A 21133-nucleotide genomic window follows, 5' to 3' on the forward strand; every position below is an offset into this window, starting at 1 on the left:
ATTTAATGTGGTTCGGTTGGGTGTTAAAGCTTGTTCTGAGAAGCAAACAAACGATAGCCTTCTAATTCCCACAGCTTAGATTGCGCTTTTTTATATGCGTCATCACGTGCCATATGGAAGCCGATTTCTTCATCAAAATTTGCTTTATTTACACACGCACTAAAACCAGTAGCTAAAAAGAAACTACCATCAAGAAATGCATGTACAAATGTTGAAGTTGTACCACCTGGCTGCATAACAGGAACAAATGTTACACGTTCCATCAATGCGTTAATTTGATCAGCGGTTACACGTGGTGCTACTGCTTTTGCTGCTAACTCTTGTTCTGTAATACCTTTAATCATTTCACTTTCCTATCTTAAATAATAAAAAAGCCCTGCACCTCGCCAGAAGATGCAGAGCAAAAACTTAGACTACAAAATCAATTGCAACGACTTTCTTTTCATTCGCACGACCTGCGCCAAACGAATGCACACCACCAACCTGTTTGATATTTTTCTTATCTGGACGGGTAGAAATATCAAAACCTGTAATCGCTGCATCACCGAAATGCACGGCAGATCCACAGTAAGCAACAGTACGTAGCTCTCCAACTGCTGCACCTTGATTCAGTTTTTCGTATGGAATCCAATTGAAGCCCAACCACTTACCACCGACTGCACCCTCTTGCAGCATTTTACCTGCCATAAAATCAGCAGATGTAAGTGTGGTATCAGACAAAATGTTGATCAGCATGTCAGATGTGTACAGGATATAGAGCTGCTCACCTGCTTGCTCATCGCATTCATTTTTACGGAATAATGATTTTGCATGAATCAATTGTTGTTTCAACGTTCCAGCAGAAGAAAGAATGATCTGAGCTGCTGGCAATGCTACTGATGTTGGAGTTTTAGCACCTGCATCATTCACCGTTGTACGAGTGATAGAACCCACCAATGCTTGATAAATAATATCGTCCGTTTTACGGTTTTTCGCACTGATCAAGTTTTTCATGTACTTGTCATTTGGTAGGGCTTTTAATTTCGGTAAATCACGGTTTTCAATTGGAATAAAACAATCAAAATCTGACATTAAAGCAGTACGCACACCAGCGTCAGGAATTTGCCAATTGGTATCACCAAAACGAGCACCTGAGGCTTGCATTTCTACTTGCCCCATATCGTTGATCGTAAATGATTCACCCTCAATACGACCACGATTCACAACTGTTTTAAGCAGTCGTGATTCATTTTGCATTGCTGCAACTTCATAGGTGTTGTGAAACTGCTGTACAAACGCCGCCGTAATTTTATTTTCGTTCACTGTAGCCATTGGATTATTCCCCTTTAACGACTATTTTTCTGGAAATGTTTTTCCACTTGAGCATAGACACGCTTATGATCAGGATGACTTTCATTCATGTATGCTTCTGATGAAATCAATTCTGTAACGTCTGTAGCTGTGTTTGTTTGTGTATTTTGAGGGGGTAAATCTTCCCCAAGTTGTTGACCGAAATACGCCATAGCTTTTAAAACGGCTGGATTATTCCCAAAGGCTGCGCTATTCACTTCTTCTGTAGTCAAAATACCGTTTTGAATTGCATTGTTTGCGGCAGCTTGGGCAAAACCAAAATTGGCTTGCGTCTCATTACCCCACACATCAGTCATTGCTTGGACACATGCCTCATTGTCTAAATGTGCATTGGCTTCCATCAGCCCCGGAATAATGTCGTTATATTCTTTCAGCAAGAAATTCAGGCTTTCATTACTTAAACCTGCTTCACGTGCACGTTCTAAAAATGCCTGATTTTCTTCAATTGCTTTAAATTCTTCAAAGTCAAAGCCTTCAACTTCAACGTTATAACCATCAATCGATTCAGGTGCGGTTGATACTGGCTCACTTGGTTCAGTGGGTTCTGTTGGCTCAGTAGGCTGAGGATCTCCACCCAATAAACTTGGTGCTGGTTCGATTGGTTCAGGTGTAATTACTGGATCAGTCATCTAATTGTTCCTTAAAGTTTGGATCATTGGCTTGATTGATTTTTGCCAAAATATGGTTTACCACTGACGATTGCCCAGCTCTATAACAAGACTCTCGTTCTGCATCTTGACCACCACGTACATAAGTCGATCGACAAAATACGTTGGTTAGATCTTCTAAAATTCGTTGTCCATTGATGTCGAAATCAAAGACATTGCGGTATGTTTCTGCTGTAGGCTTTCGATAAAACTTGCGTTTAATTTGATGTCCTGTTTCCACTTCTGAAACAGAAGTAGTGTCATTTGATGTACCTACATTCTGTGCATCTTCTTTGATTCGATGATTCACCAAACGTTCTTCTTCTAACGCTCGATGAGCCTCTAACCAACCAAGGCCACAGATCACAGTTGCTATTGCGAAGATAAGTACCAGGACAATTAAGAAATAAATCATTGCATCACCTCAGTACCCATTTGCTGTGCCATTTGCCCTTCAATACCCTTTGCCATTGCTTGACCTGCCATTTGCTGCATGGCTTGTTGCTGTTGCATTTCAGCTTGTTTTTCTTGGGCTTCTTGACGTGCTTTACGTAGATCCTGAATTTCCTCAGTACTTCGCAAAATAGCGGCTGGTACACCACGACCTGTTGCCATGATCTGAGCTGCTGCATCAAAATTAATATTGTCTAAAATGGTGTTATCGATCTGCGCTGCATTGGCAATACTTGCAATGTATTGTTCAGTTGCTACGACTTCTTCCATTTGTTGAGAACGTGCCATTGGTGACATGAACTTGAATGAAAGATTGCGTCCTTGAAGCTCCTGTGGTGGATTACCCAAAACACCTGAGCGCAAAGCTAAACCGAAACAACGATCTAAAAGTGGAAGTAGGTATTCAGACTGAAAACGTCCATACAAAGGCCCAAGCATCTGACGAATAATTGCAACACGTGTATTAATCTCGGTCGCTGTCATTTGTTGTGTGCCAATTGGTGGCAACTGATCAGCCATCAGCTTTTTACGAATACCGCCTTGTAAGCGGTCTAAAATCAATTCAGATACTTGGAAATTAGATCCATCATCCAAGCGTTTCATTGAATCCACACTATTGGCCACAATGATTTTTTTAGGACCAATACGGACTGTATGCGGATTGAGTACACCATCATCTACTGTGATCCACATCCCTGCCACAGCTAAATCTGCTGATTCCAATGTTTTACGCATCAAATGATTTGCAGATCTAGCATCAGGTAAAGCGACTGCCATTTGTCCTTTGCCGTAGACTGAATTAGGGATTCGGCGCATACGTGGACAAGCGCAAGGGAATTCATGAAAGCCTGATTCTTTCATCATGTGCTTATTGTTTAGATCAATGTGATATGAAGCGAAAGGCATGTCTTTACTAAGCTGCCCTGCGCCTTTAACCTTTCTTGGCTTAATCACATGCAGAACTCTAAAACGTTCTTCAGGATTGCGTTTAGCAGCTTCTAAGATTGAGTGATGACAATTCTTTTCGCCGTACTCATTGATCATGGCTTCACACGTCATCATGTGTTCACGATAAATTATATTTACCATTCCGTCCGCACGACTTGAACCTAAGAAACAATCACCAATGGCCCAAGATTCAAAGACGTAACCGCCGCCAGCTTCACGATCAATATCAACAAAAAGAACACCCCAGCCAGCCACGGTCACATCAGTTACGGTTTCAGGTGCTTCACTGTCAAAGTTAGCAGCGTGAATATTGCGCCACATGAACTGACAAACTTCTTCAAGCCAGCGTTCACCCTCTGTCACTTCTGTAATGTCGTCCACACCATCAGGTACGGCTTTAAACCAAAGTGCATTGGAAGGTGTAACACCTGACATGATTGACGCCACAAGCAACTGGACAGACTCAGCAGCAGTTGAATCAAATAGATCTGCACGTTCAGTTTCACGTGTTGATTCAACATCACCGCCGCTAAAACTTTGCTGACGCTCAGGTGCACCAAACTTATAGCATTCACGCCAATGAGCTTCGTGCATTGATCGTTGCAGTTTCATTTGTCCGTGCCGTTGGCACATCTGAACAGTCAAATTCATTTAGCCACCGCCTAAGGTTGTTTTTTGCTGAGGTGCTGCAGTGTCCGTGCTTGATAACATAGATTGACTGCGTGACTGATTACGTTGAGCTGCCTTAGCATTTGCTTTGATTGCAGCTTCTTCCGCTGCTTTTTTTGCGTCAGCTTCAGGATCTTGTTTAACTACTTTGCCACCACACATATTAGTAGTACTCCCGAGTCCAGCCATGTTTGCCCAGTACCACACGTGAACGCTGTTCAACTGTTTTTTGTTCTGCAACAGGCATAACTTCTGCTGGTTTTTGTTGTGCTACCTGTTTTTGCAAAGACAAAATCATGGCTTGCATTTCTGCAGGTGACATTTGCCCCACTTCGGTTTCTGTAGTGGTGGTTTCTGGTTTGGCTTGCTCTGCTTCTGTTTCGGAAGTAGTAGCATTTAATGTAGCTGCATCAGATGTAGGTACATTTGATGTATCTACTTCGGTTTCTGTAGTTGTGGTTTCGCCTGGTGTTTTAAGAGTACGTGCCATAAAAAAGCCCCATCGTTGTGATAGGGCTAGTGTGCAAAGTGAGTAGTTAGCTTTGGTTGGGTGATTTATTAATGATTTTCTCTATCTCGCCAAATTCAACAATCTTTATTTCTTCTTTTTTTCTGAAATTTATTAAAAGTATTTTTTCATTGGCTTTATCAAGTAGACGCCAATCCTCTATTGGTTTTGTTTCCTTTAAAACAACAGTTGGTAAAGCATCATATTTTAAATCATTCTTAATGTCAGCCAATCCATTTACAAATGGAGAAATAAAAATCAATAAAGCCAAGGCTATATATTTTGTGATTCCATCAAAGCCTACCAACAAGATTGCGGAGATAATTGGTACTGCTATTGATAAAATATCAATTACAGTAGTATCCAGGAAGTAACATACAATACAAACAATAATTATCAAAAAAATTATTTTTTGTGATTCTTGTTTACCATTCTCACTAGTAAAACTTTTATCCAAAATTAAGAGACCACTAATATAAATTCCTATTAATTTTGAAGCTGAAAATGCAATATCAAATAAGTTAAAAAATGGCAAAACCCAACCACTTGTTAAGGGTGTAAATTTATAATATCCAAATTTATAACTAATACCCACAATTATAATTGCAGTTGAGATAGCTGTTATCTTCTCTGCCAGTGGCGAACTTTTAAATTCCTCTAAAATATACATTTTTACTCCTAAGTTATTTTTTTTAATTTACCATAAAACCCTTTATTTTTAGATTTCCAAGCTATTCAAATCAGGTAAGAACTCTAACGACTCTGCAATCACTTCAGCATTGCCACCAAAATACCCATCACCAGAAAAGTCTTGGGCGCAAAAATAATCACTCCCATGTTTAATGATGAGTTGCTGCTGATCTTTCGGGACCAAAATCAACCACTCTGTTTCACCTTGCCAAGTCCAAGGTAAAATCCTCATGTCTAAAAGTTCATACCCTTTCTTTTTTAGAACTTGCTTAATTTTCCTAGTAGTCATTTCCTAATTTCCTCATCTAACTGGTCGATCACATCGTCTAATATGTCTAATAGATCCAACTGTCCCACCCTGTATTTATATGTTTGCCATTCACCCTCACGCGGGTATCGCTCAATGCCTGTTTGCTCTTGCCATAGCATGATGAGTTGTTCGCCGTTTTCGTAAAATGGTTTTGTCCCTGTAGACCAAGCCGACACAGTTGAAGCGCTTGAAACATCTAGCACGTGCGCTATCTTTTCGTGTGACCAACCTAGGTTGCGAAGATCCAGGATAATTCTGTTGAAGTCAGGACACCTGTAGGCACGTTTTTTAACAATGAAAGCCTTGGCTTGTTTGCGGGCGTCAACAAAACGTGCGCGCGCGCGAGGAGAGTTCGAATACTCCATCAAATCGCTATCTCTAGCCATTCCATACTTGTTATCTCTAACAGCACCTACAACCATCCCTACCCCCTATAATTCCCAAACTTTTAAGCGAATAAGACCGCCTTTTACGACCGCACCACGCTTGACGATTAACTCATCAAACTGTTCATCATCATCACAAAGTCCACACTTCACTAAGCTGTCGATCGTTGCTTTAAGTGGGTTATCTATGTCTCTACGTCTACGATCAGGAAAATGAAAAACAACTTCTAATTTCAAACGTGATGACAGTCTCAAAGCTGGTATAAGGGCAATCATCAATGCATGAAACCGTTGTGCTCGTTCAGATAACTTCATTCCCTTTTCTGTGCGTTCCCAGTAATGATTTACAGATGGCGGTGTTGCTGCCACTTCACAAAATAAAACTTGTTTTTCGTCATATTCCGTATTTGGCTCTAATTTCTCTTGTACGATGTTTTTCCTAGCTTGATGTACCTTTGCATCATTTTCGCTTTTTAATCGCAATTTCGAGCGTTCTGCCTTATTCCTGTGCGCTTTTAAATGCGCTTCTAGCTGTTGTTCACTCCAACGCATTTAAAACTCCTCTTTTTGCATCGTTGCTAAAAACCACACCAATAAAAACAAAAAACACCCGATTCTGATTAAATTTGTATCGCTCATATCGGTTTACCTGCACGTTTGTAAATCAGCTCTGCTGCTGCGGCTAAATTCGCTGGCATTGGTGATGCTGTTCTAGTGCGTTCAACCTGTTTCTGCTCAAATTCCTTTTGTTTTTCATCGTTATTTGTACGAGTTGGTTTAATCCACATGAGCTGCGTACGGTTCTGCTTTTTCGCTTCACGTAAATTAAATTCATACGTTTCGATGAATGGCTTGTATGCTGCCTTCTGCCCTTGTGTATTCAGGATTTCAGACACTTCGAGAATGGTTTTTCTTGTCAAAGTTGTGATCGGTTTTGAATTGTCCTTTTTCCAATTCAGTGCCATGGCCCAAGCCATTTCCGCTGTCCACCAAGAATCATCTTGTAAACACAAACGTCTGAACTCAGAAAGCGTTGGACACCATTTTTCAGATCGCATGTTTTTGATGCCGTTTTTAATTTGTCCTGGAGTGAGTCCATCCAGGACCACACGAAACGTTTCAATCAAAATTTCTTCATCCGTTGCACCGTGTACACGTTCAAAATCAGATCCAAATATCGATTCGATAATTCCTAAAATTTCTTGAGCAACTTCGATCGGGAAAGTGACGGTTTGTTCAAGTGCCTGCTGGTACTGCTGAACTTCAAACATCGTAGATCTCCCCTTGCTGCGGTTGCTGCGGTTTTAAATATTTTCCAAAGCGGCTGACACGTTTCGGTTTTTCAGCCTTAGGCGTTTGAGTTTGAGATTTTTGTTGTTTACGTGCTTCGGCTGCTGCAATTTCGCTTTGAGTTGGAATTTTTTGCATCCAACCAAGCCAGATATTCATCCACTTTTGCGGCATGTGGTTTGCTGCTGACAGTGACCACTGGGCAAGTTTTCGTAACTCAGTGACGATTTGTTCGTGACTGTGGTCAGGAAAACTCATTTTGGCTTGATCGTAAAAATCGACCTGTGCTGGATATTTTTGAAATAGGTTTTTCAGTGAAATCGCTTCACGATCCGAAGTGTGATATTCGATGAAATTGAGCTGACGATTTTGAGCTTGAAATTTCGCCTGTGCTTCCTCTTCATCTTTTTTAATATTTTCTTTTAAATATATTTCTTTTACAGGGGTACATTCAATGTCACTAGTGGTAGGTACATTCGATGCTACTAGTGTAGTGACATGTGATGCTACTAGTTTGCTTGAGGTGGGTACATTCGATGCTACTACTTTTAGATACTCTTTTTTCTCCAAACTAGTATCATTCAATGTCACTAGTTTTAAGGTAATTCGCTTTTCAAATGTTAGAAAATAGTTTGATGATTTACCCTTTTCCTTGACTATTTCTATTAACTTGAACTTTGCTAATTCAGCCATATTTCTACGCACAGTGCGTTTATCTTTGAACCCTGTTAATTTCATAATCAGTGCTTCACCGATAGCTTTATTTTCAACATGAAAGCCATTGATATGACGATTAAGAAGAATTAAGCACTTAATAGCCTCGCCACTTAATGCACTTAAATAACCCTCATCACAGATGAAGTTAGGCAACGGTGTATAACCATTGTTCTTATCTTCCTTGTCCACAACTACCTCTTTGACTTGCGGATCAGGCGCGCGAAATGGAATTACTTCTGCAATACTCATGCTGCCACCTTCTCATGCTGTGATTTAACTTTGTATGTGCCTTTAACATGACCAGGGCGATAGCGGACGTTGTAACAACATTTACAAGCTGCTTCGTATCTAATGCCGTTTGGGTCTTTGAGGGACTTGTTCTTACGTGTCCACCAAAATTCCTCGTCCAGTGGCCAATACTCTTGGCACTCAATGCAAAGTTTTTCTTTGCCCAATTCTGTTTCGATATACTTTGGCAATTTTTCTTTTGCCAATTCATTTGTGTGTGATACATTGGTCATCGGTAAATCCCTCATATCAATTCATTGGTATGGCAAATCAAGCTCAACTGGTCGCACAGATGGGCTTTTTTTGTGGCTGTAGTTTTTGGTGGGGTGACATCACGTAAAGGAGCTGTTAGCTCAAACGTATCTCTTGTATCTGTGGTAAGACATGTAAGTGATTGGAGAGAATAAAGATATTCCCGAACTTCTTGGATTTTCTTCTTCATGCACACACGACTTAATTTAGAAATGTCAGATTTCTCAGCCAATGCGATAGCTTCAAATTCTTTTTTTTCTTCATATGTACATTTAAATGTGATGCTATCGGTGAGTTTTTCGGACATAGGTTCACCCTTCAAGAAACTTGAACTTTTTTCTTATGTAAATCTTCAAGGCCTTTTGCAATTTCATGAGAAATTCTTTTGCCCTTTTTTCCTGCCTTTAGCTCACTTATATAATTTTGTGAGCATGGAACTTGGGCTGCAATTTCATGCTGGGACATGTTTCCCTTTTCTTTGTCTTGCAGCTCGTTAATTAATTGACTCCAGTAAGTCATTTTATTCACTCTAAGTATTGCTATAGCGATAATGTATCTCGATTGCAATATTTAATCAACCGCCATTGCGATACTTTTTTATATCACAATAGCGATAAATAAAAATAGGTAATCTATATGTCTGTTGGTAATAGAATTCGATCTCTTAGATCTAGTTGTGGTTTATCGCAACCTGCTTTAGCTAAAAAAGCTAAAGTTGGACAATCAACAATATCTGATTTAGAGAATGATAAGAAAAGCACATCTGCAGAAAAGATGGATGCAATTGCTGCTGCACTAAATACAACAGCTAAATATTTATTGACTGGTAAGGATGAGACTTTTCAACTAAATAAAGAACAAATTGAAAGGATTGAATTTAATGAAAATATGAGTAAAAACTTGGATTTTCACTCAAAAAAAAGCCCCTTTAAAAATATTTTAGACTTTAATGAAATTGATGAAGTGGAAATAAAATATTTTGATCAATTACCTATTTCTTGTGGAAATGGTGCGATCGGCGAAATAATGGAGAGTGACTTCAAGGTATTAAAAACAAACTTCCAGCCACTCAAGGATAGAGGGATTAGGCCTAATGACTGTGTTGTTTTTCCATCAATAGGAAATTCAATGGATCCAACAATTAAGGATAAGTATTTGGTATATGTTGATTTATCTAGAAACACTGTTAAAGATGGGAAGATTTTTGCTGTTTGTCATGGTGGTTTATTTAAGTTTAAAAGGCTTTACAACTTACCACTTGGTGGTGTGCGAATAGTGAGTGATAACTCGATTGAGTATCCAGAAGAGCGTTTAACAGCACAGGAAATTATTGACCAGCAATTTGAAATTATTGGTTGGGCATGGTCTTGGCAAGCAATGGAAAATTGGTAATATGAGAATTATTAACATAATAGTAGCTTATTTTCTTTTCTTTATTGCACCCAAAAGGCTGATACACAAGTCCTTGCCTGGAACTTTACTTCAACTCGATACGAGGTTGCCTGTTGACGTTAGTTACGAGATAGCTTTAAATTTATATGATCTTTACTCTAACAATAAGAAAATTAACAAATTAATGAAACGAGGTGGGATTAATGAAAATATGGAAATGATGCTAGATCTAATACAATACGAGGCATTCTATATACGTGATTTACTATCCGAAAAATATTGCCATATATCTCATGATCAACATAAAAACACTATAAAAATCTTGAGGAAATACAGCATAAATATGCCCAACTATAGAGAGTGATATTTAATCTCAACTAAAGCCGTCATTTTATTGACGGCTTTTTTATTGCTATAAAAATATTTTATCATTTTAGCCATATTTCAATCTATCGCTATTGACATAAACATATCGTTAATGCGATATTTATCTCGTACCTACAAAAAAACCGCCGAAGAACTGAGACCCTTGGCGGTTTACATAAAGCGAGATCATTATGAAACAAAAACCTACTAAGAGTCAAACGACTCGGCTCTATCAAGAGCCAACTGCTGCTGAAATGCGTACTTCACGCCTCTCGATCATCCTTGCCAATGCTAAAGAATTCGCGATTTTTGCACTTATTGCCTTGGTGTTTTGGTTTGCTATCACTGCTGCATTAGTTGCAATGTTTGGAGGTTGACCTGTGAACGATTGGAAAAAACTACGTGCTCGCTATGGCAGCACAAAACAATATAAAAAGCGTATAGCAGTGTTTCCAAGCCAAGTTGAAGAATTTAGTAATTGGCTTATAGATAATGGTGCTGATGTTTATGCCCATCTTGCACAAGATGAAATCTTACGTTTCAGAATGGATGGTGAGTACGGCATTGTTTGGCGCACTGGAGCTGGCAATTTAATCGCACACAATTGTGCAGAAAAATGGGGAGCTAACCAATGAACGCCTATGTAGAACTTTCAACCCCTGCCCAACTCATTGAAAAAATGAGTAACGATGAATATCACGCTCGTCATGAATTTAGCTCAAGTCAGCTTAAAGACATGCTTCGCTCAGGTGCTCATTTCTATTCAAAAAATATTTTGAAAGAAACAGAAAAAGAAACCAAAGAGGCAATGAACTTTGGGACTTTAGCGCACACCATGTTTCTTGAACCTGAGCAATTTGAATCAGAATTTGTGATTGCTCCAAAGTTTGATAAGCGCACCAAAGCTGGCAAAGAAGAAGCTTTGGCTTGGGAGGAAGCGAACCAGGGAAAAATTTTGGTTACTCAAGAACAGGTAGATGGCGCTGAACGCATCGCAAATAACTTGCGTACGTTAAGTACATACCAATTCATGATGAATGAATACGGCATGGCAGAAGCAAGCATATTCTTCACAGATCCTGTGTATGGCTTAAAACTTCGTGTACGTCCCGACTACCATATAGTGCCCTGCAAGAATTTTCCAAACGGCTTGATTCTTGATGTGAAAACAACAACGGATGCACGTCCTCACGCTTTCTCGAAAAAATGTGCTGACTTTGGTTATGACCTATCAGCATCGATGTACCGCGAAGGCTTCCAGCAGTACTACCAAACAGAGGATAAGCCCCCTTTTATTCTTCTCACCGCTGAAAGTTCTATTCCCTTCAACGTTAAGCAGTACAACGCTTCTGATCTATTTTTAAGTGTTGGTGATGCTCGCTATAACAAAGCGAAAGAATTGCTTGCCGAGTCGCTGTTGATCAATGAGTGGGATGGTTATTCAAAAGAAATTGAAGACATTTTTTTACCATCTTATATGGCCAAACAAGCCCTAGATGCTGATTTTCACTAATTTTATTCATTTTTAAGACAGTTTTATTCAAATTTAAGGAATTTTATTCATGAACGCTCAAACACAAATGTCTGCACCAACTCAACAATCAGTTGGATTATTAAACCTTGAGTCTTTCGAGCTATCACAACGCATTGCGAAAATGTTGTCTAGCTCTACCCTTGTGCCTGAACAATATCGCGCAACGATTCAAAAGAAAGCTGGTAAAGATGATTATGGAAATCAGCTATGGCGTGAAGAACCAAATCCGAACGGCTTGCCGAACTGCATCATTGCTTTGAATATGTCAAACCGTATGGGCGCAGATCCAATCATGATCATGCAAAACCTTTACATTGTGAATGGTCGCCCTAGCTGGTCATCACAGTACATTATGGCCAGCATTAATAGCAGTGGTCGTTTTTCTGCATTGCGTTTTGCATTTGAAGATTTAGGCGAAAAGGAAATTGAATATACAGAAACGGTTTGGGAAAACCGTAAGAAGAAAAACATAACCAAGACTATTAAAATTCATGACTATAGCTGTGTTGCTTGGGCTATTGAGAAGGACACTGGTGAACGCCTTGATTCTTCAAAAATCACAATTGAAATGGCTGTAAAAGAAGGCTGGTACACGAAAGATGGTAGCAAATGGCAAACCATGTCTGAGCAAATGTTACGTTATCGTGCTGCTTCGTTCTTTGGTCGTGTATATGCACCTGAGCTATTGATGGGCTTACGTTCTGCGGAAGAAGAACAAGACCGTATGATTGATGTTACACCTGAAAGTGAATCCGTTGTAATCAATGCGTCTGATTTTAAACACATTAAAAACTTAATCTTAAAAGCGAAATCAATGGATGCCTTGGAAGAATTGGAAAGCAGCATCTATGCTCTTGCTGATGAATCAGAACGTAATGAATTAATTAAGTTTTGGACTGCTCAATCAGAAAAATACAAAGTGACTGACGTTGAGCCAGTTAAAACAACTGAAGCAAAAAAGCCTAAATCAACTCAGCAAGAAGCACCACCAGTTGAAGAGAAAAAACCAACTTCGGCACAGGTGCGTAAGCAAATGCTGGATCAAATTAATGGCTTTACAAACTCTCAAGATTTACAAGCAATCATTCCCTTTATTCAGAGTGATGAAATCTTAACTGATGCTCATAAGACCTATGTTTTAAATGCAGTTCAGCAAAAGATTGATGAACCCAACAAACCAAAAGCACCTGTGATTAATGAGATCAAGAGCAATAGCATTAAAGGTGGTTTGATTAGACAAATCCAAGAGTCAAAAGACGTTGCAGAACTTGAAGTGGTCGCTAAACGCATCACTGAAAATAAGGCTCAAATGACAGATGAGCATCACCAAATAGTTTTAACCTCTTATGCACAACGCAAAGAGATCCTAAGCCAAGGTGATATTTTTGGCGAGGCGCAGTCGGCACCAGACACAGCGGTAGATCGTGCAATTACACGAATTGAAAAATGCACGACTCAAGATGAAATAAATCAGGTTTGGGCTGAACTCGAAAGTAATCCTTATAACAAATTTAGTCCTGAAGAAAAATTGTTAATTGAGCAAGCTGCCGAACGTCGTGAAGCAGAAATCACAGCTTAAAGCAGTTTGGCCACATTAAAAATATATTAATGGAGGAATCGCCAGTCAAAGAAAAATCGGATCGTATAGCTGACCCTCTGCGATCCAATCTGATTGGGATTAAGATTATATGATGAATAAATATATTGTTGTCATTGAAGCAAGTAAACCACCACAATTATTCCTAGGTGATGATTTCGCTGGTGGAACAATCGTTGAATTAAAAGCTGAAGAATTACCTCACCGTGTAACAGCAGCTTGGCTTGCAAAACGTTTTAATTATTCTCGCAAAACAATTATTGAAAAAGTTGGTGCGTTTAATAAAGGTGATGAAAATAAACACCTATACGATCCAAAAGAAGTTTTACCTGTTCTAGAGAACTTAAATGTTATCGCTACCAAACGTGGTGCTAGACGTAAGAATTAGAAAAAGCCCCATTCAATGGGGCATAATTTTAAGCAGCATTCAACATTTTTGCTATCTCGGAAGCTGTTGGATTGTAATAAGTATTCACTAATACACTGAGGGTTTTATGCCCTGTCACCTTTGCCAGTATCTCTACAGGTAGTTTTTGATTATTTACCATACGTGTAATTGCTTCATGACGTGTATCGTGAAACGTCAAATCACCATCTAAGCCAATACGTTTTAAATTTCTCTGCCATAAAAGTCTAAATGAATTAGAACTGTGAGGAATTAAACCACCTTTTCGATTTGGCAATAAATCTAAAAGCTTTCTAGCCTTATGTGAAAGTGGTACATCACGTGAAGTACCATTCTTGGTATCAGGCAAATGTACATAATCACCATGATCATGTTCTTTATGGATACCTAAAATTTCACCTTTACGCATTGCTGTTTCAAGCGCAAATAAGAAAGACCAAGCAACAAAATGTCCTGGTGTATTGGGTACCATATTTTCATGATAATTATCCAAACCTTTTAGGATCTGTTCAATCTGTGTTTGGCTAATACGGTTTTGCCGTGATTGCGATCTAATAGGTTTCTTAACCAAGTTAAATGGATTTGATGGAATTAGAAATGCTTCACGTACAGCAAAGGTAAATACCACGGATCCTAAACTCATTTCTCTATGTACAGTTGCAGGTTGTACCATCTTCAAACGTCTATCACGATTTTCTGTAATAAGTTTTGGTGTGATTTCATGAATAGATTTATCAACTAGATCGCCATAGTAACGATCAAGCCACTTTAGATGATTACGTGTATATTCTTTGCTTTTTTTGAATTGGCCACACTTTTCATAATAGAGGTGGAAAAGCTCGCGTAAGGTACATTTAGGTTTATTCAGATTTTCTAGTTCTTTTTCATATTCAAGTTGCAATTCTATTAGGCGTTTATATGCCCATTGAGTGCACTCTTCAGGAGTATCGCGAGTAGCTGCATCACGGAGATGTTTGTATTTGACTTGGATGCGCCAGGCATTGCCACGTTTGACAGGTTTTTGCATAATTACTAACTCTAAATATTTGGGGCCGTAATTTGGGCACCAAAATCTTTAAAGACACATACGTTCTTCAAATTTGGCGCCCAAAAGCGAAATATAAAGCAGTTTTTAATGCAAATTTTGAGTATTTTGATTACTCAAAGCTGACCTATTTGACATAAAAAACAGGGCAAAATCATTACAATTTTGCCCTTATATTATTGATATATATCAATAAAAATTTTGGTAGGTTTAACCAGATTCGAACTGGTGACCTCTACGATGTCAACGTAGCGCTCTAACCAACTGAGCTATAAACCTAGAATGCAGTAGATCATATTCACTATTTTTGATGATGACAAGTTTTTTTCACATTTCTTAATTCAGTCGAACATTCTTTAAGCAAGTTTTCAAATTTTACAACTAACTCGCTATTTTCTTGTTTTAAATAAACTATTTTTTGATACATGAGATAACTCTGTTTAAAACATTGTGGCTGATCTGTATATTCAGCCAAACGTAACATCCACTGCTGAAAGCTTTCATACTCTTTTTGTCGATCTTCATTATTTAAATGCTTAGAAAATTTTGCAATCACTCGCTCAAATTTACTTTGTTTCATATAACTATTGGCAGTTTTAATTAAAAAATAAGTCAATACAATAAATAATATTCCAGCAATTAAAATCATCCCATAACTATAACTTGAGTCCAGTCCTAGTTTTTTCATCCAATTTTTTTGTTTATCCGTATCATAACCCACAACTTTGCTTTGCCATTGGTAACTTGCATAATCACTCCAAACACGTAAAGTTTTTAACACCGAATAATGCTGATAGCTAAAATTTGAATCCCCTAAAATATTACGGTCTTGATTGATTAAATCCTGCATCCCTTGATCGATACGTTGCGGTGAAATAATTGCTGTCGGATCAATACGTTGCCATTTTCCATTTAAATAAACTTCAGACCAAGCATGTGCATCCAATTGACGTACCTCCCAACTTTTTTGATCGGGGGCAAATTGTCCGCCCTGATAACCAATCACCACACGTGCTGGAATTCCCACATAACGCATTAAAAGGGTAAAACTTGACGCATAATGCTCACAAAATCCTTGTCTGCTCCCAAATAAAAAATCATCAACACGATTTTCTCCTAAGCGACCGGGTGACAAAGTATAGCTAAAGCCATTTATGCGATACCAATTCAAAACATTATTGACATACTTTTCAGGGTTAGATTGGCTCTGGACAAAAAGTTGCGTTGCCAATTGTTGTGCCTTGGTATCAAATTTTTGTGGGTATTTTAAATTAATTCTTTCTCTATTTTCTCGATGATGATCATCAAATATTTCTTTATTGCCAACCCATTGTAAATTTATGGGACTATTCACTTGAACTGCGCGACGTGCTGTAATCGCACCATCTTGATGTAAATAATAACGAGATTCATTCGGTATAGACTGCTCTAAAGCAGTAATCAATGTTTGATTTTGATCTGCATTTAAATATTGATAATTCAAATGCTTATTTAAATGAATATTTAGATTTTTTTGAGGTAAGGTATTTAGTGTATTTCGTGTCCATGTTTGACCATCATATTGATCCAACACCATGGCGCGCCAATATAAATTTTCTCTGTGCGGTAATTGTTGTATATTTCCAATAATTCGAAATGCCAATGCTGTTGATTGTGATAACTCAGCGATACTACCCGGTGACATTTGATCACTTAAACCCGTTACAGCATTATTTTTAGGAATAGGTACATGCCATAAAGGTGGAAATCTTGGAAAAAACAAGAATAATAAAATAAAAAATGGTACGGCTAAAGCCATTACTTTCAGCACATTCAGGAGATCTGTTTTTAAATTTTCAGTATAAACATCGGTAACTGAAAATAATGCCATTTGTACACGATATAGCCCAACCAAACCAAGCGTCAAACATAGCAAAACCACCACTGCCATAATAAATGACTGGCTAAATAAAAATAAACTCGCACTTACAAATAATGCAAAGTTAAATAAAATAATTAAATCCCTTTGTTTTTTAGTTTCTAAAGCTTTTGCAAATAAAAAAGTTGCCAACACAGGAACACCGGCATCTACGCCAAGAAAAGTAGCATAATTAAAATAGATTATGGCTAAACTAACTAGAACAAAGATTAATTTATAATAAGAATAAAATTTTGGTATTTTATCTCGTGATGGTTTTTTATTAAACTGATAAATAATAAAAATTTGTATTATATAAAATAAAGATAAAGCAATTGGAATAAAAGCAACCAAGGCTAAACAAATCAGTCCAAGCATTGCGAGAATCATAATTTGTAGTGATTTATGCATAATTATGCCTGCGCTAATTTTATTTTAACCATTTGATAATGTGTAAATCCTACACCTTGTTCTATTTCTACATGAGGCAAAGTGACTTGGTAAACTCGCTGCTGTTGTTCACATTCATCTACAAGAGCCATCATTAAACTGAGTTTAACTTCATGTTCATCTGCAGGCATACGATGATAATCAATCTGCATGGTTTCTTGATCTATATGATCCTCAAACCTTTTAATATATAGCCCCTGACCGCGTGCAGCTTGCTTCCATGACACTGCGTTAAGCGAGTCACCTTGTTTGTATTGATTTAATTCATAGAACTCATCCCAGTCTGGCATACCAGAACTTCGTGAGCTGAATAACTCATTTTCCGACTTATAGGGTTCAGGTGCAATCCAAATCGGCTCAGACATATAGATATATGTCCATGCTCGAACCAAACCTAAAGGATACGTTGAGAAAATTTGAAGCGTGGGGAGTTTAAACTTTCCTCTTTGTGGAGGTTGGAAGTTAAATTCTATTTGTTGTTGAGAATGAACTGCGATATGCTGAAACTGGTTATCTATTTTAAAATTTAAAAATTTTATTGCTTGATCGGGGCTATGAAGTATTAATTTTAATGGGAGTACTTCATTTACTCTCCCTACCTCTGGAAAAACTACTTCAATTTTCAAGGCATAAAGTTGTTTAAAAGTAATATAAAAGCTAATACACAATATTGCACTAATCAGAAAACAAAAAGCTAAAATCAAATTATTTGCATAGTTCACACCTGCAATAAATGTAATCAAAATTAAGACTACATATAAATAACCTTGTTGATATAAAAATACTAAAACTTGTTTTTGTTTTAATACATTTATACCTTCATATTGAAAGCGTTGATGTAACCATTTTAAAAATCGCTGTTGCAGCATTTAGGCATCCTCAACCATTTACCGCAACTTTTTGCATTAAGGCAAAAGTATCTTTTTCTCCTAAATTCAGCCGATGTGAGGCAACAGCAACAAAAACAGCTTTTACATCATCAACTGTGACAAAATTACGTTTTTCTAGCAAAGCATAGGCTTGTGCAGCTTTCTTTAGAGCTAACAAACCGCGTGTAGATAAGCCATGTTGGGTTTTGCGTGTTTCATTGGCTAAATCAAGCAAATAGTCAAACACTAAGTCATTTAAATAAATTTTTTGTACAAGTTGTTGTAGTTTTATAATTTCAGCAGCTTTAAAAACAGCATTCACATTATTAATTAATATATGACGAGGACGTTGCTGTAATAAAAGTTTTTCAGCATCACGTGATGGATAACCTAAAGATAAACGCATCAAAAATCGATCTAATTGTGACTCAGGCAAAGGATAAGTCCCACTTTGAAACAATGGGTTTTGTGTGGCAATCACCCAAAATGGCTGGGGTAGCTCATAACGCATTCCATCAATGGTCACAAACCCTTCTTCCATTGCCTCTAACAAGGCACTTTGTGTTTTTGGACTACAACGATTAATTTCATCTGCCAATAAAATTTGCGTAAAAATTGGTCCTTGTTTGAACTCAAACACGTGTTCACTTTGATTAAACATATTGATGCCGATAACATCACTTGCCAACATATCATTGGTAAATTGAATTCTTTGAAAATCAAGCCCTGCCAAATGTGCCAAAGCACTTGCCAATGTGGTTTTTCCTAAACCCGGTAAATCTTCAAACAACAGATGACCACCTGCAAGTAAACTACACAATGCCAGCTTTGTTTGTTGCGGTTTATCTAAAACGATATTATTGATTTGTTGTAAAAAAGCATCTATTTTTTCATAAAATGGGGTTAATTCCTGTTCAGATATTAAATCAATTGTCTCATTTTGCTTTGTTTTTTGTCCCCAAAACACGATAAAAATTCCTATTAAATAATTATGTTTTACACCAACATACATGATTTTCTTAAATACGCAAAATTTAATATTTTTTAAATAACCATCTAAAATCCGTAAACCCCACTCCTAATTTTTACATTTTTAAGATGAACATCTAAATTGTATTATTTTCAAGCTAATGAATTTAGTCTTCTAAGTAAAATTCATATACATATATTTTCTTACATTTATCATTCGACATAGTATACTGCTGTGATCTATTTAGCTCATTTCTTTCTGAGTGCATTTTCATCACTATGAAAAATTCCAGTTTATCCCAAACATTTGTGAAATCTTTAAGTGTCTTAGCGATCTCCATTGGGCTCGTTGCATGTGGCAAAGGCTCATGGTTTGCTGAAGATGAGCCTCAGCTTGAAACGGAACAAATTCGTAAACTCATTCCAAACCGTGTGCAAAACCGAGAATCTTGGGCAAAAGATATGTTTGATATCTCTCAAGAGCTAAATATTCCGACCACCAAAGACAATGTCTGCACCATGATTGCTGTGGTCGATCAGGAATCAAACTTCATCGCCAACCCTGTTGTGCCAGGCTTAGGCGATAAAGCCGTCAAAGAAGTTACTACACGTTTAAATGAGAAATTTGAAGATAAACTTGGTGCCACCATCGGCGGTACAGTTGCTACCTATTTTGAGCAAGTATTAAAAACTCAACCCACACCCGATGACAACTATCTTAAACAAATGCGTAAAGTTAAAACAGAAAAAGATTTAGACGTTTTGTATCGAGAAATTTTTGCCTATATGGCACAACATTATCATGTCAGTGCCCTCACAGGCGCTGCAAAACTGGTTGGACAAGACATTGGTGAAAAAATGAATCCAATTACCACATTGGGTTCTATGCAAGTGCATATTAATTATGCCAAAGAAAATAAACGCAGTAGCATGAGCACCAATCAATTACGTGATGATTTATACACCGAATATGGTGGCTTATATTATGGTATTCATCGTTTGATGCTCTACCCTGCCGATTATGACAAGGCGATTTATCGTTTTGCTGACTATAATTCAGGAATGTATTCAAGTCGAAATGCTGCTTTCCAAAAGATGATAGATAAATTGGCAGGTGCGGATTTAGCATTAGATGGCGATTTGCTCTCTTACGACAAAAATGGCAATCCACGGACTACGACAACGACCACTGAAAAAACGATTATTGCTTTATTTGCGAAAAATAATATATTGGTTACGCCCCGTCAGTTGCGTAATGACTTAAAAAAAGAGAAAGAAAAAGGCTTTGAGAAAACTCAAACTTACATTGCGATTGGTAAATTATATAAAGAAAAGACAGGTAATGAGCCGATGTATGCGATCATGCCTGAAGTGGTCATTTCTGGACCAAAACTGAGCCGTGATTATAATACCAATTGGTATGCAAGCCGTGTAAATGGACGCTATGAAACATGCATGCAACGCGCAAAACGTATAAAAACCTAGCCTTATTTGATTTTGATGGTACCTTGTGTAGAAAAGATAGTTTCACAGGGTTCATTTTTTACGCCTTATCAAAACGTCATATCATGAAACAAGGCATTAAAATTTTGCCTTGGATACAAGCCTATTATTTAAATATTTATCCTGCTGCTGCGATGCGTCCTAAACTCTTTAAAGCCATGTTTACTGAAGCAAATGCTGCTGAAATTCAGCAACTCGCTGAAGAATATGCGCCATATCTACTCACACAACTTGATCAAAAACTGTATCAGCAGTTTTTAAAACACAAAAATCTAGGTGATGAGATTGTCATTGTTTCAGCCTCGGTGGATATTTATTTGGAATATATTTGTGCGCTGTTAGAAGTCGATCTCATTTGTACTGAAACTGAAATTGTAAATCAGGTATTTACAGGACATTATTCGACGCCCGATTGTAGTTGTGATCAGAAAAGAACTCGTATTTTAGAAAAATATAATCTAGATCAGTATGATAAAATTTATGCTTATGGGAATAGCATTGAAGATACAGAAATGTTAAACCTTGCGGATCATCCCTTTATGGTAGGTAAAGATCAAGATTTACCTGTACTCAAGCAACAAAAGAAATTTGCCTAAA

The 21133-nt window shown here is 37.7% G+C and carries 28 protein-coding genes and 1 tRNA gene; 8 read left to right on the forward strand and 21 right to left on the reverse strand.

Annotated features, from left to right (window positions below; genetic code table 11):
* Nucleotides 1–23: 23 nt before the first annotated feature.
* The 16 genes from DJ533_RS12005 to DJ533_RS12080 all read right to left on the reverse strand — a co-directional run bounded on the left by DJ533_RS12005 (nucleotide 24) and on the right by DJ533_RS12080 (nucleotide 9027).
* The gene (locus DJ533_RS12005; RefSeq protein WP_065992762.1) at nucleotides 24–344 is read right to left on the reverse strand and encodes a Gp49 family protein; all 321 of its coding nucleotides are present in this window, start codon (nucleotides 342–344) and stop codon (nucleotides 24–26) included.
* Nucleotides 345–408: 64 nt separating this feature from the next.
* Nucleotides 409–1311 carry a phage capsid protein gene (locus DJ533_RS12010; RefSeq protein WP_065992761.1) on the reverse strand — a complete coding sequence of 301 codons (903 nt, stop codon included), beginning with the start codon at nucleotides 1309–1311 and terminating at the stop codon, nucleotides 409–411.
* A 14-nt stretch (nucleotides 1312–1325) separates the two neighbouring features.
* Nucleotides 1326–1979 carry a hypothetical protein gene (locus DJ533_RS12015; RefSeq protein ID WP_215900538.1) on the reverse strand — a complete coding sequence of 218 codons (654 nt, stop codon included), beginning with the start codon at nucleotides 1977–1979 and terminating at the stop codon, nucleotides 1326–1328.
* Nucleotides 1972–2412, reverse strand: a complete 441-nt coding sequence (locus DJ533_RS12020) for a Bbp19 family protein (RefSeq protein WP_065992757.1) — start codon at nucleotides 2410–2412, stop codon at nucleotides 1972–1974. Before DJ533_RS12020 ends, DJ533_RS12015 begins: the two co-directional genes overlap by 8 nt.
* Nucleotides 2409–4049, reverse strand: a complete 1641-nt coding sequence (locus tag DJ533_RS12025) for a portal protein (RefSeq protein ID WP_065992756.1) — start codon at nucleotides 4047–4049, stop codon at nucleotides 2409–2411. The genes DJ533_RS12020 and DJ533_RS12025 overlap by 4 nt, the downstream gene beginning before the upstream one ends.
* A complete protein-coding gene (locus tag DJ533_RS12030) occupies nucleotides 4050–4256 on the reverse strand; it encodes a hypothetical protein (RefSeq protein ID WP_228716475.1) in 207 nt (68 codons plus the stop codon).
* On the reverse strand, nucleotides 4231–4557 hold the full coding sequence (locus DJ533_RS12035) for a hypothetical protein (RefSeq protein WP_065992752.1): 327 nt from the start codon (nucleotides 4555–4557) through the stop codon (nucleotides 4231–4233). The genes DJ533_RS12030 and DJ533_RS12035 overlap by 26 nt, the downstream gene beginning before the upstream one ends.
* Before the next feature lie 46 nt (nucleotides 4558–4603).
* Complete coding sequence (locus DJ533_RS12040; RefSeq protein ID WP_065992750.1) at nucleotides 4604–5245, reverse strand: hypothetical protein; 642 nt, start codon at nucleotides 5243–5245, stop codon at nucleotides 4604–4606.
* A 48-nt stretch (nucleotides 5246–5293) separates the two neighbouring features.
* Nucleotides 5294–5554: a hypothetical protein gene (locus DJ533_RS12045; protein ID WP_065992748.1), complete on the reverse strand. Its 261-nt coding sequence runs from the start codon at nucleotides 5552–5554 to the stop codon at nucleotides 5294–5296.
* Nucleotides 5551–5961, reverse strand: a complete 411-nt coding sequence (locus DJ533_RS12050) for a hypothetical protein (RefSeq protein WP_065993058.1) — start codon at nucleotides 5959–5961, stop codon at nucleotides 5551–5553. The genes DJ533_RS12045 and DJ533_RS12050 overlap by 4 nt, the downstream gene beginning before the upstream one ends.
* A gap of 45 nt (nucleotides 5962–6006) precedes the next feature.
* Nucleotides 6007–6513 carry a RusA family crossover junction endodeoxyribonuclease gene (locus tag DJ533_RS12055; RefSeq protein ID WP_065992745.1) on the reverse strand — a complete coding sequence of 169 codons (507 nt, stop codon included), beginning with the start codon at nucleotides 6511–6513 and terminating at the stop codon, nucleotides 6007–6009.
* Between the two features lie 83 nt (nucleotides 6514–6596).
* The gene (locus DJ533_RS12060; protein ID WP_065992744.1) at nucleotides 6597–7232 is read right to left on the reverse strand and encodes a hypothetical protein; all 636 of its coding nucleotides are present in this window, start codon (nucleotides 7230–7232) and stop codon (nucleotides 6597–6599) included.
* Nucleotides 7225–8217, reverse strand: coding sequence for a hypothetical protein (locus DJ533_RS12065; RefSeq protein WP_065992743.1), 993 nt, complete (start codon nucleotides 8215–8217; stop codon nucleotides 7225–7227). Before DJ533_RS12065 ends, DJ533_RS12060 begins: the two co-directional genes overlap by 8 nt.
* Nucleotides 8214–8504, reverse strand: coding sequence for a hypothetical protein (locus tag DJ533_RS12070; protein WP_228716476.1), 291 nt, complete (start codon nucleotides 8502–8504; stop codon nucleotides 8214–8216). Before DJ533_RS12070 ends, DJ533_RS12065 begins: the two co-directional genes overlap by 4 nt.
* On the reverse strand, nucleotides 8501–8815 hold the full coding sequence (locus DJ533_RS12075; protein ID WP_065992740.1) for a hypothetical protein: 315 nt from the start codon (nucleotides 8813–8815) through the stop codon (nucleotides 8501–8503). The genes DJ533_RS12070 and DJ533_RS12075 overlap by 4 nt, the downstream gene beginning before the upstream one ends.
* Before the next feature lie 11 nt (nucleotides 8816–8826).
* On the reverse strand, nucleotides 8827–9027 hold the full coding sequence (locus tag DJ533_RS12080) for a hypothetical protein (protein ID WP_065992739.1): 201 nt from the start codon (nucleotides 9025–9027) through the stop codon (nucleotides 8827–8829).
* Nucleotides 9028–9144: 117 nt separating this feature from the next.
* Here DJ533_RS12080 and DJ533_RS12085 point away from each other — a divergent pair, with 117 nt between their 5' ends.
* From DJ533_RS12085 to DJ533_RS12110, 6 genes are all read left to right on the forward strand, one after another.
* Entirely contained in the window at nucleotides 9145–9900 is a 756-nt protein-coding gene (locus tag DJ533_RS12085; protein ID WP_065992738.1) for an XRE family transcriptional regulator, read from the forward strand.
* 557 nt (nucleotides 9901–10457) lie between these two features.
* The gene (locus tag DJ533_RS12090) at nucleotides 10458–10643 is read left to right on the forward strand and encodes a hypothetical protein (protein ID WP_065992735.1); all 186 of its coding nucleotides are present in this window, start codon (nucleotides 10458–10460) and stop codon (nucleotides 10641–10643) included.
* 3 nt (nucleotides 10644–10646) lie between these two features.
* Nucleotides 10647–10901 (forward strand): hypothetical protein, encoded by a 255-nt coding sequence (locus tag DJ533_RS12095; protein WP_065992733.1) that lies wholly within the window; start codon nucleotides 10647–10649, stop codon nucleotides 10899–10901.
* Nucleotides 10898–11779, forward strand: a complete 882-nt coding sequence (locus tag DJ533_RS12100; RefSeq protein WP_065992731.1) for a PD-(D/E)XK nuclease-like domain-containing protein — start codon at nucleotides 10898–10900, stop codon at nucleotides 11777–11779. Before DJ533_RS12095 ends, DJ533_RS12100 begins: the two co-directional genes overlap by 4 nt.
* 49 nt (nucleotides 11780–11828) lie before the next feature.
* Complete coding sequence (locus DJ533_RS12105; protein WP_065992729.1) at nucleotides 11829–13379, forward strand: hypothetical protein; 1551 nt, start codon at nucleotides 11829–11831, stop codon at nucleotides 13377–13379.
* A gap of 112 nt (nucleotides 13380–13491) precedes the next feature.
* Nucleotides 13492–13785 (forward strand): hypothetical protein, encoded by a 294-nt coding sequence (locus DJ533_RS12110; protein WP_065992728.1) that lies wholly within the window; start codon nucleotides 13492–13494, stop codon nucleotides 13783–13785.
* A 28-nt stretch (nucleotides 13786–13813) separates the two neighbouring features.
* Here the strand turns inward: DJ533_RS12110 and DJ533_RS12115 are convergent, their stop codons facing one another.
* The 5 genes from DJ533_RS12115 to DJ533_RS12135 all read right to left on the reverse strand — a co-directional run bounded on the left by DJ533_RS12115 (nucleotide 13814) and on the right by DJ533_RS12135 (nucleotide 19031).
* Nucleotides 13814–14830 carry a tyrosine-type recombinase/integrase gene (locus tag DJ533_RS12115; protein ID WP_065992727.1) on the reverse strand — a complete coding sequence of 339 codons (1017 nt, stop codon included), beginning with the start codon at nucleotides 14828–14830 and terminating at the stop codon, nucleotides 13814–13816.
* Nucleotides 14831–15050: 220 nt separating this feature from the next.
* Nucleotides 15051–15127 (reverse strand) — tRNA-Val (locus DJ533_RS12120).
* Between the two features lie 22 nt (nucleotides 15128–15149).
* A complete protein-coding gene (locus DJ533_RS12125; RefSeq protein ID WP_065992725.1) occupies nucleotides 15150–17156 on the reverse strand; it encodes a transglutaminase family protein in 2007 nt (668 codons plus the stop codon).
* Between the two features lie 2 nt (nucleotides 17157–17158).
* Nucleotides 17159–18064 (reverse strand): DUF58 domain-containing protein, encoded by a 906-nt coding sequence (locus tag DJ533_RS12130; protein WP_065992723.1) that lies wholly within the window; start codon nucleotides 18062–18064, stop codon nucleotides 17159–17161.
* Between the two features lie 10 nt (nucleotides 18065–18074).
* Entirely contained in the window at nucleotides 18075–19031 is a 957-nt protein-coding gene (locus DJ533_RS12135; protein ID WP_065993054.1) for an AAA family ATPase, read from the reverse strand.
* A gap of 281 nt (nucleotides 19032–19312) precedes the next feature.
* Between DJ533_RS12135 and DJ533_RS12140 the strand changes: the two genes are divergently transcribed.
* Both DJ533_RS12140 and DJ533_RS12145 read left to right on the forward strand, forming a co-directional pair.
* Nucleotides 19313–20518 carry a DUF1615 family protein gene (locus DJ533_RS12140; RefSeq protein WP_065992721.1) on the forward strand — a complete coding sequence of 402 codons (1206 nt, stop codon included), beginning with the start codon at nucleotides 19313–19315 and terminating at the stop codon, nucleotides 20516–20518.
* Complete coding sequence (locus DJ533_RS12145) at nucleotides 20485–21132, forward strand: HAD-IB family hydrolase (RefSeq protein ID WP_065992719.1); 648 nt, start codon at nucleotides 20485–20487, stop codon at nucleotides 21130–21132. The genes DJ533_RS12140 and DJ533_RS12145 overlap by 34 nt, the downstream gene beginning before the upstream one ends.
* The last annotated feature ends 1 nt before the right edge of the window (nucleotide 21133 follow it).

The sequence above is a fragment of the Acinetobacter defluvii genome, assembly GCF_001704615.3.
Taxonomy (GTDB): domain Bacteria; phylum Pseudomonadota; class Gammaproteobacteria; order Pseudomonadales; family Moraxellaceae; genus Acinetobacter; species Acinetobacter defluvii.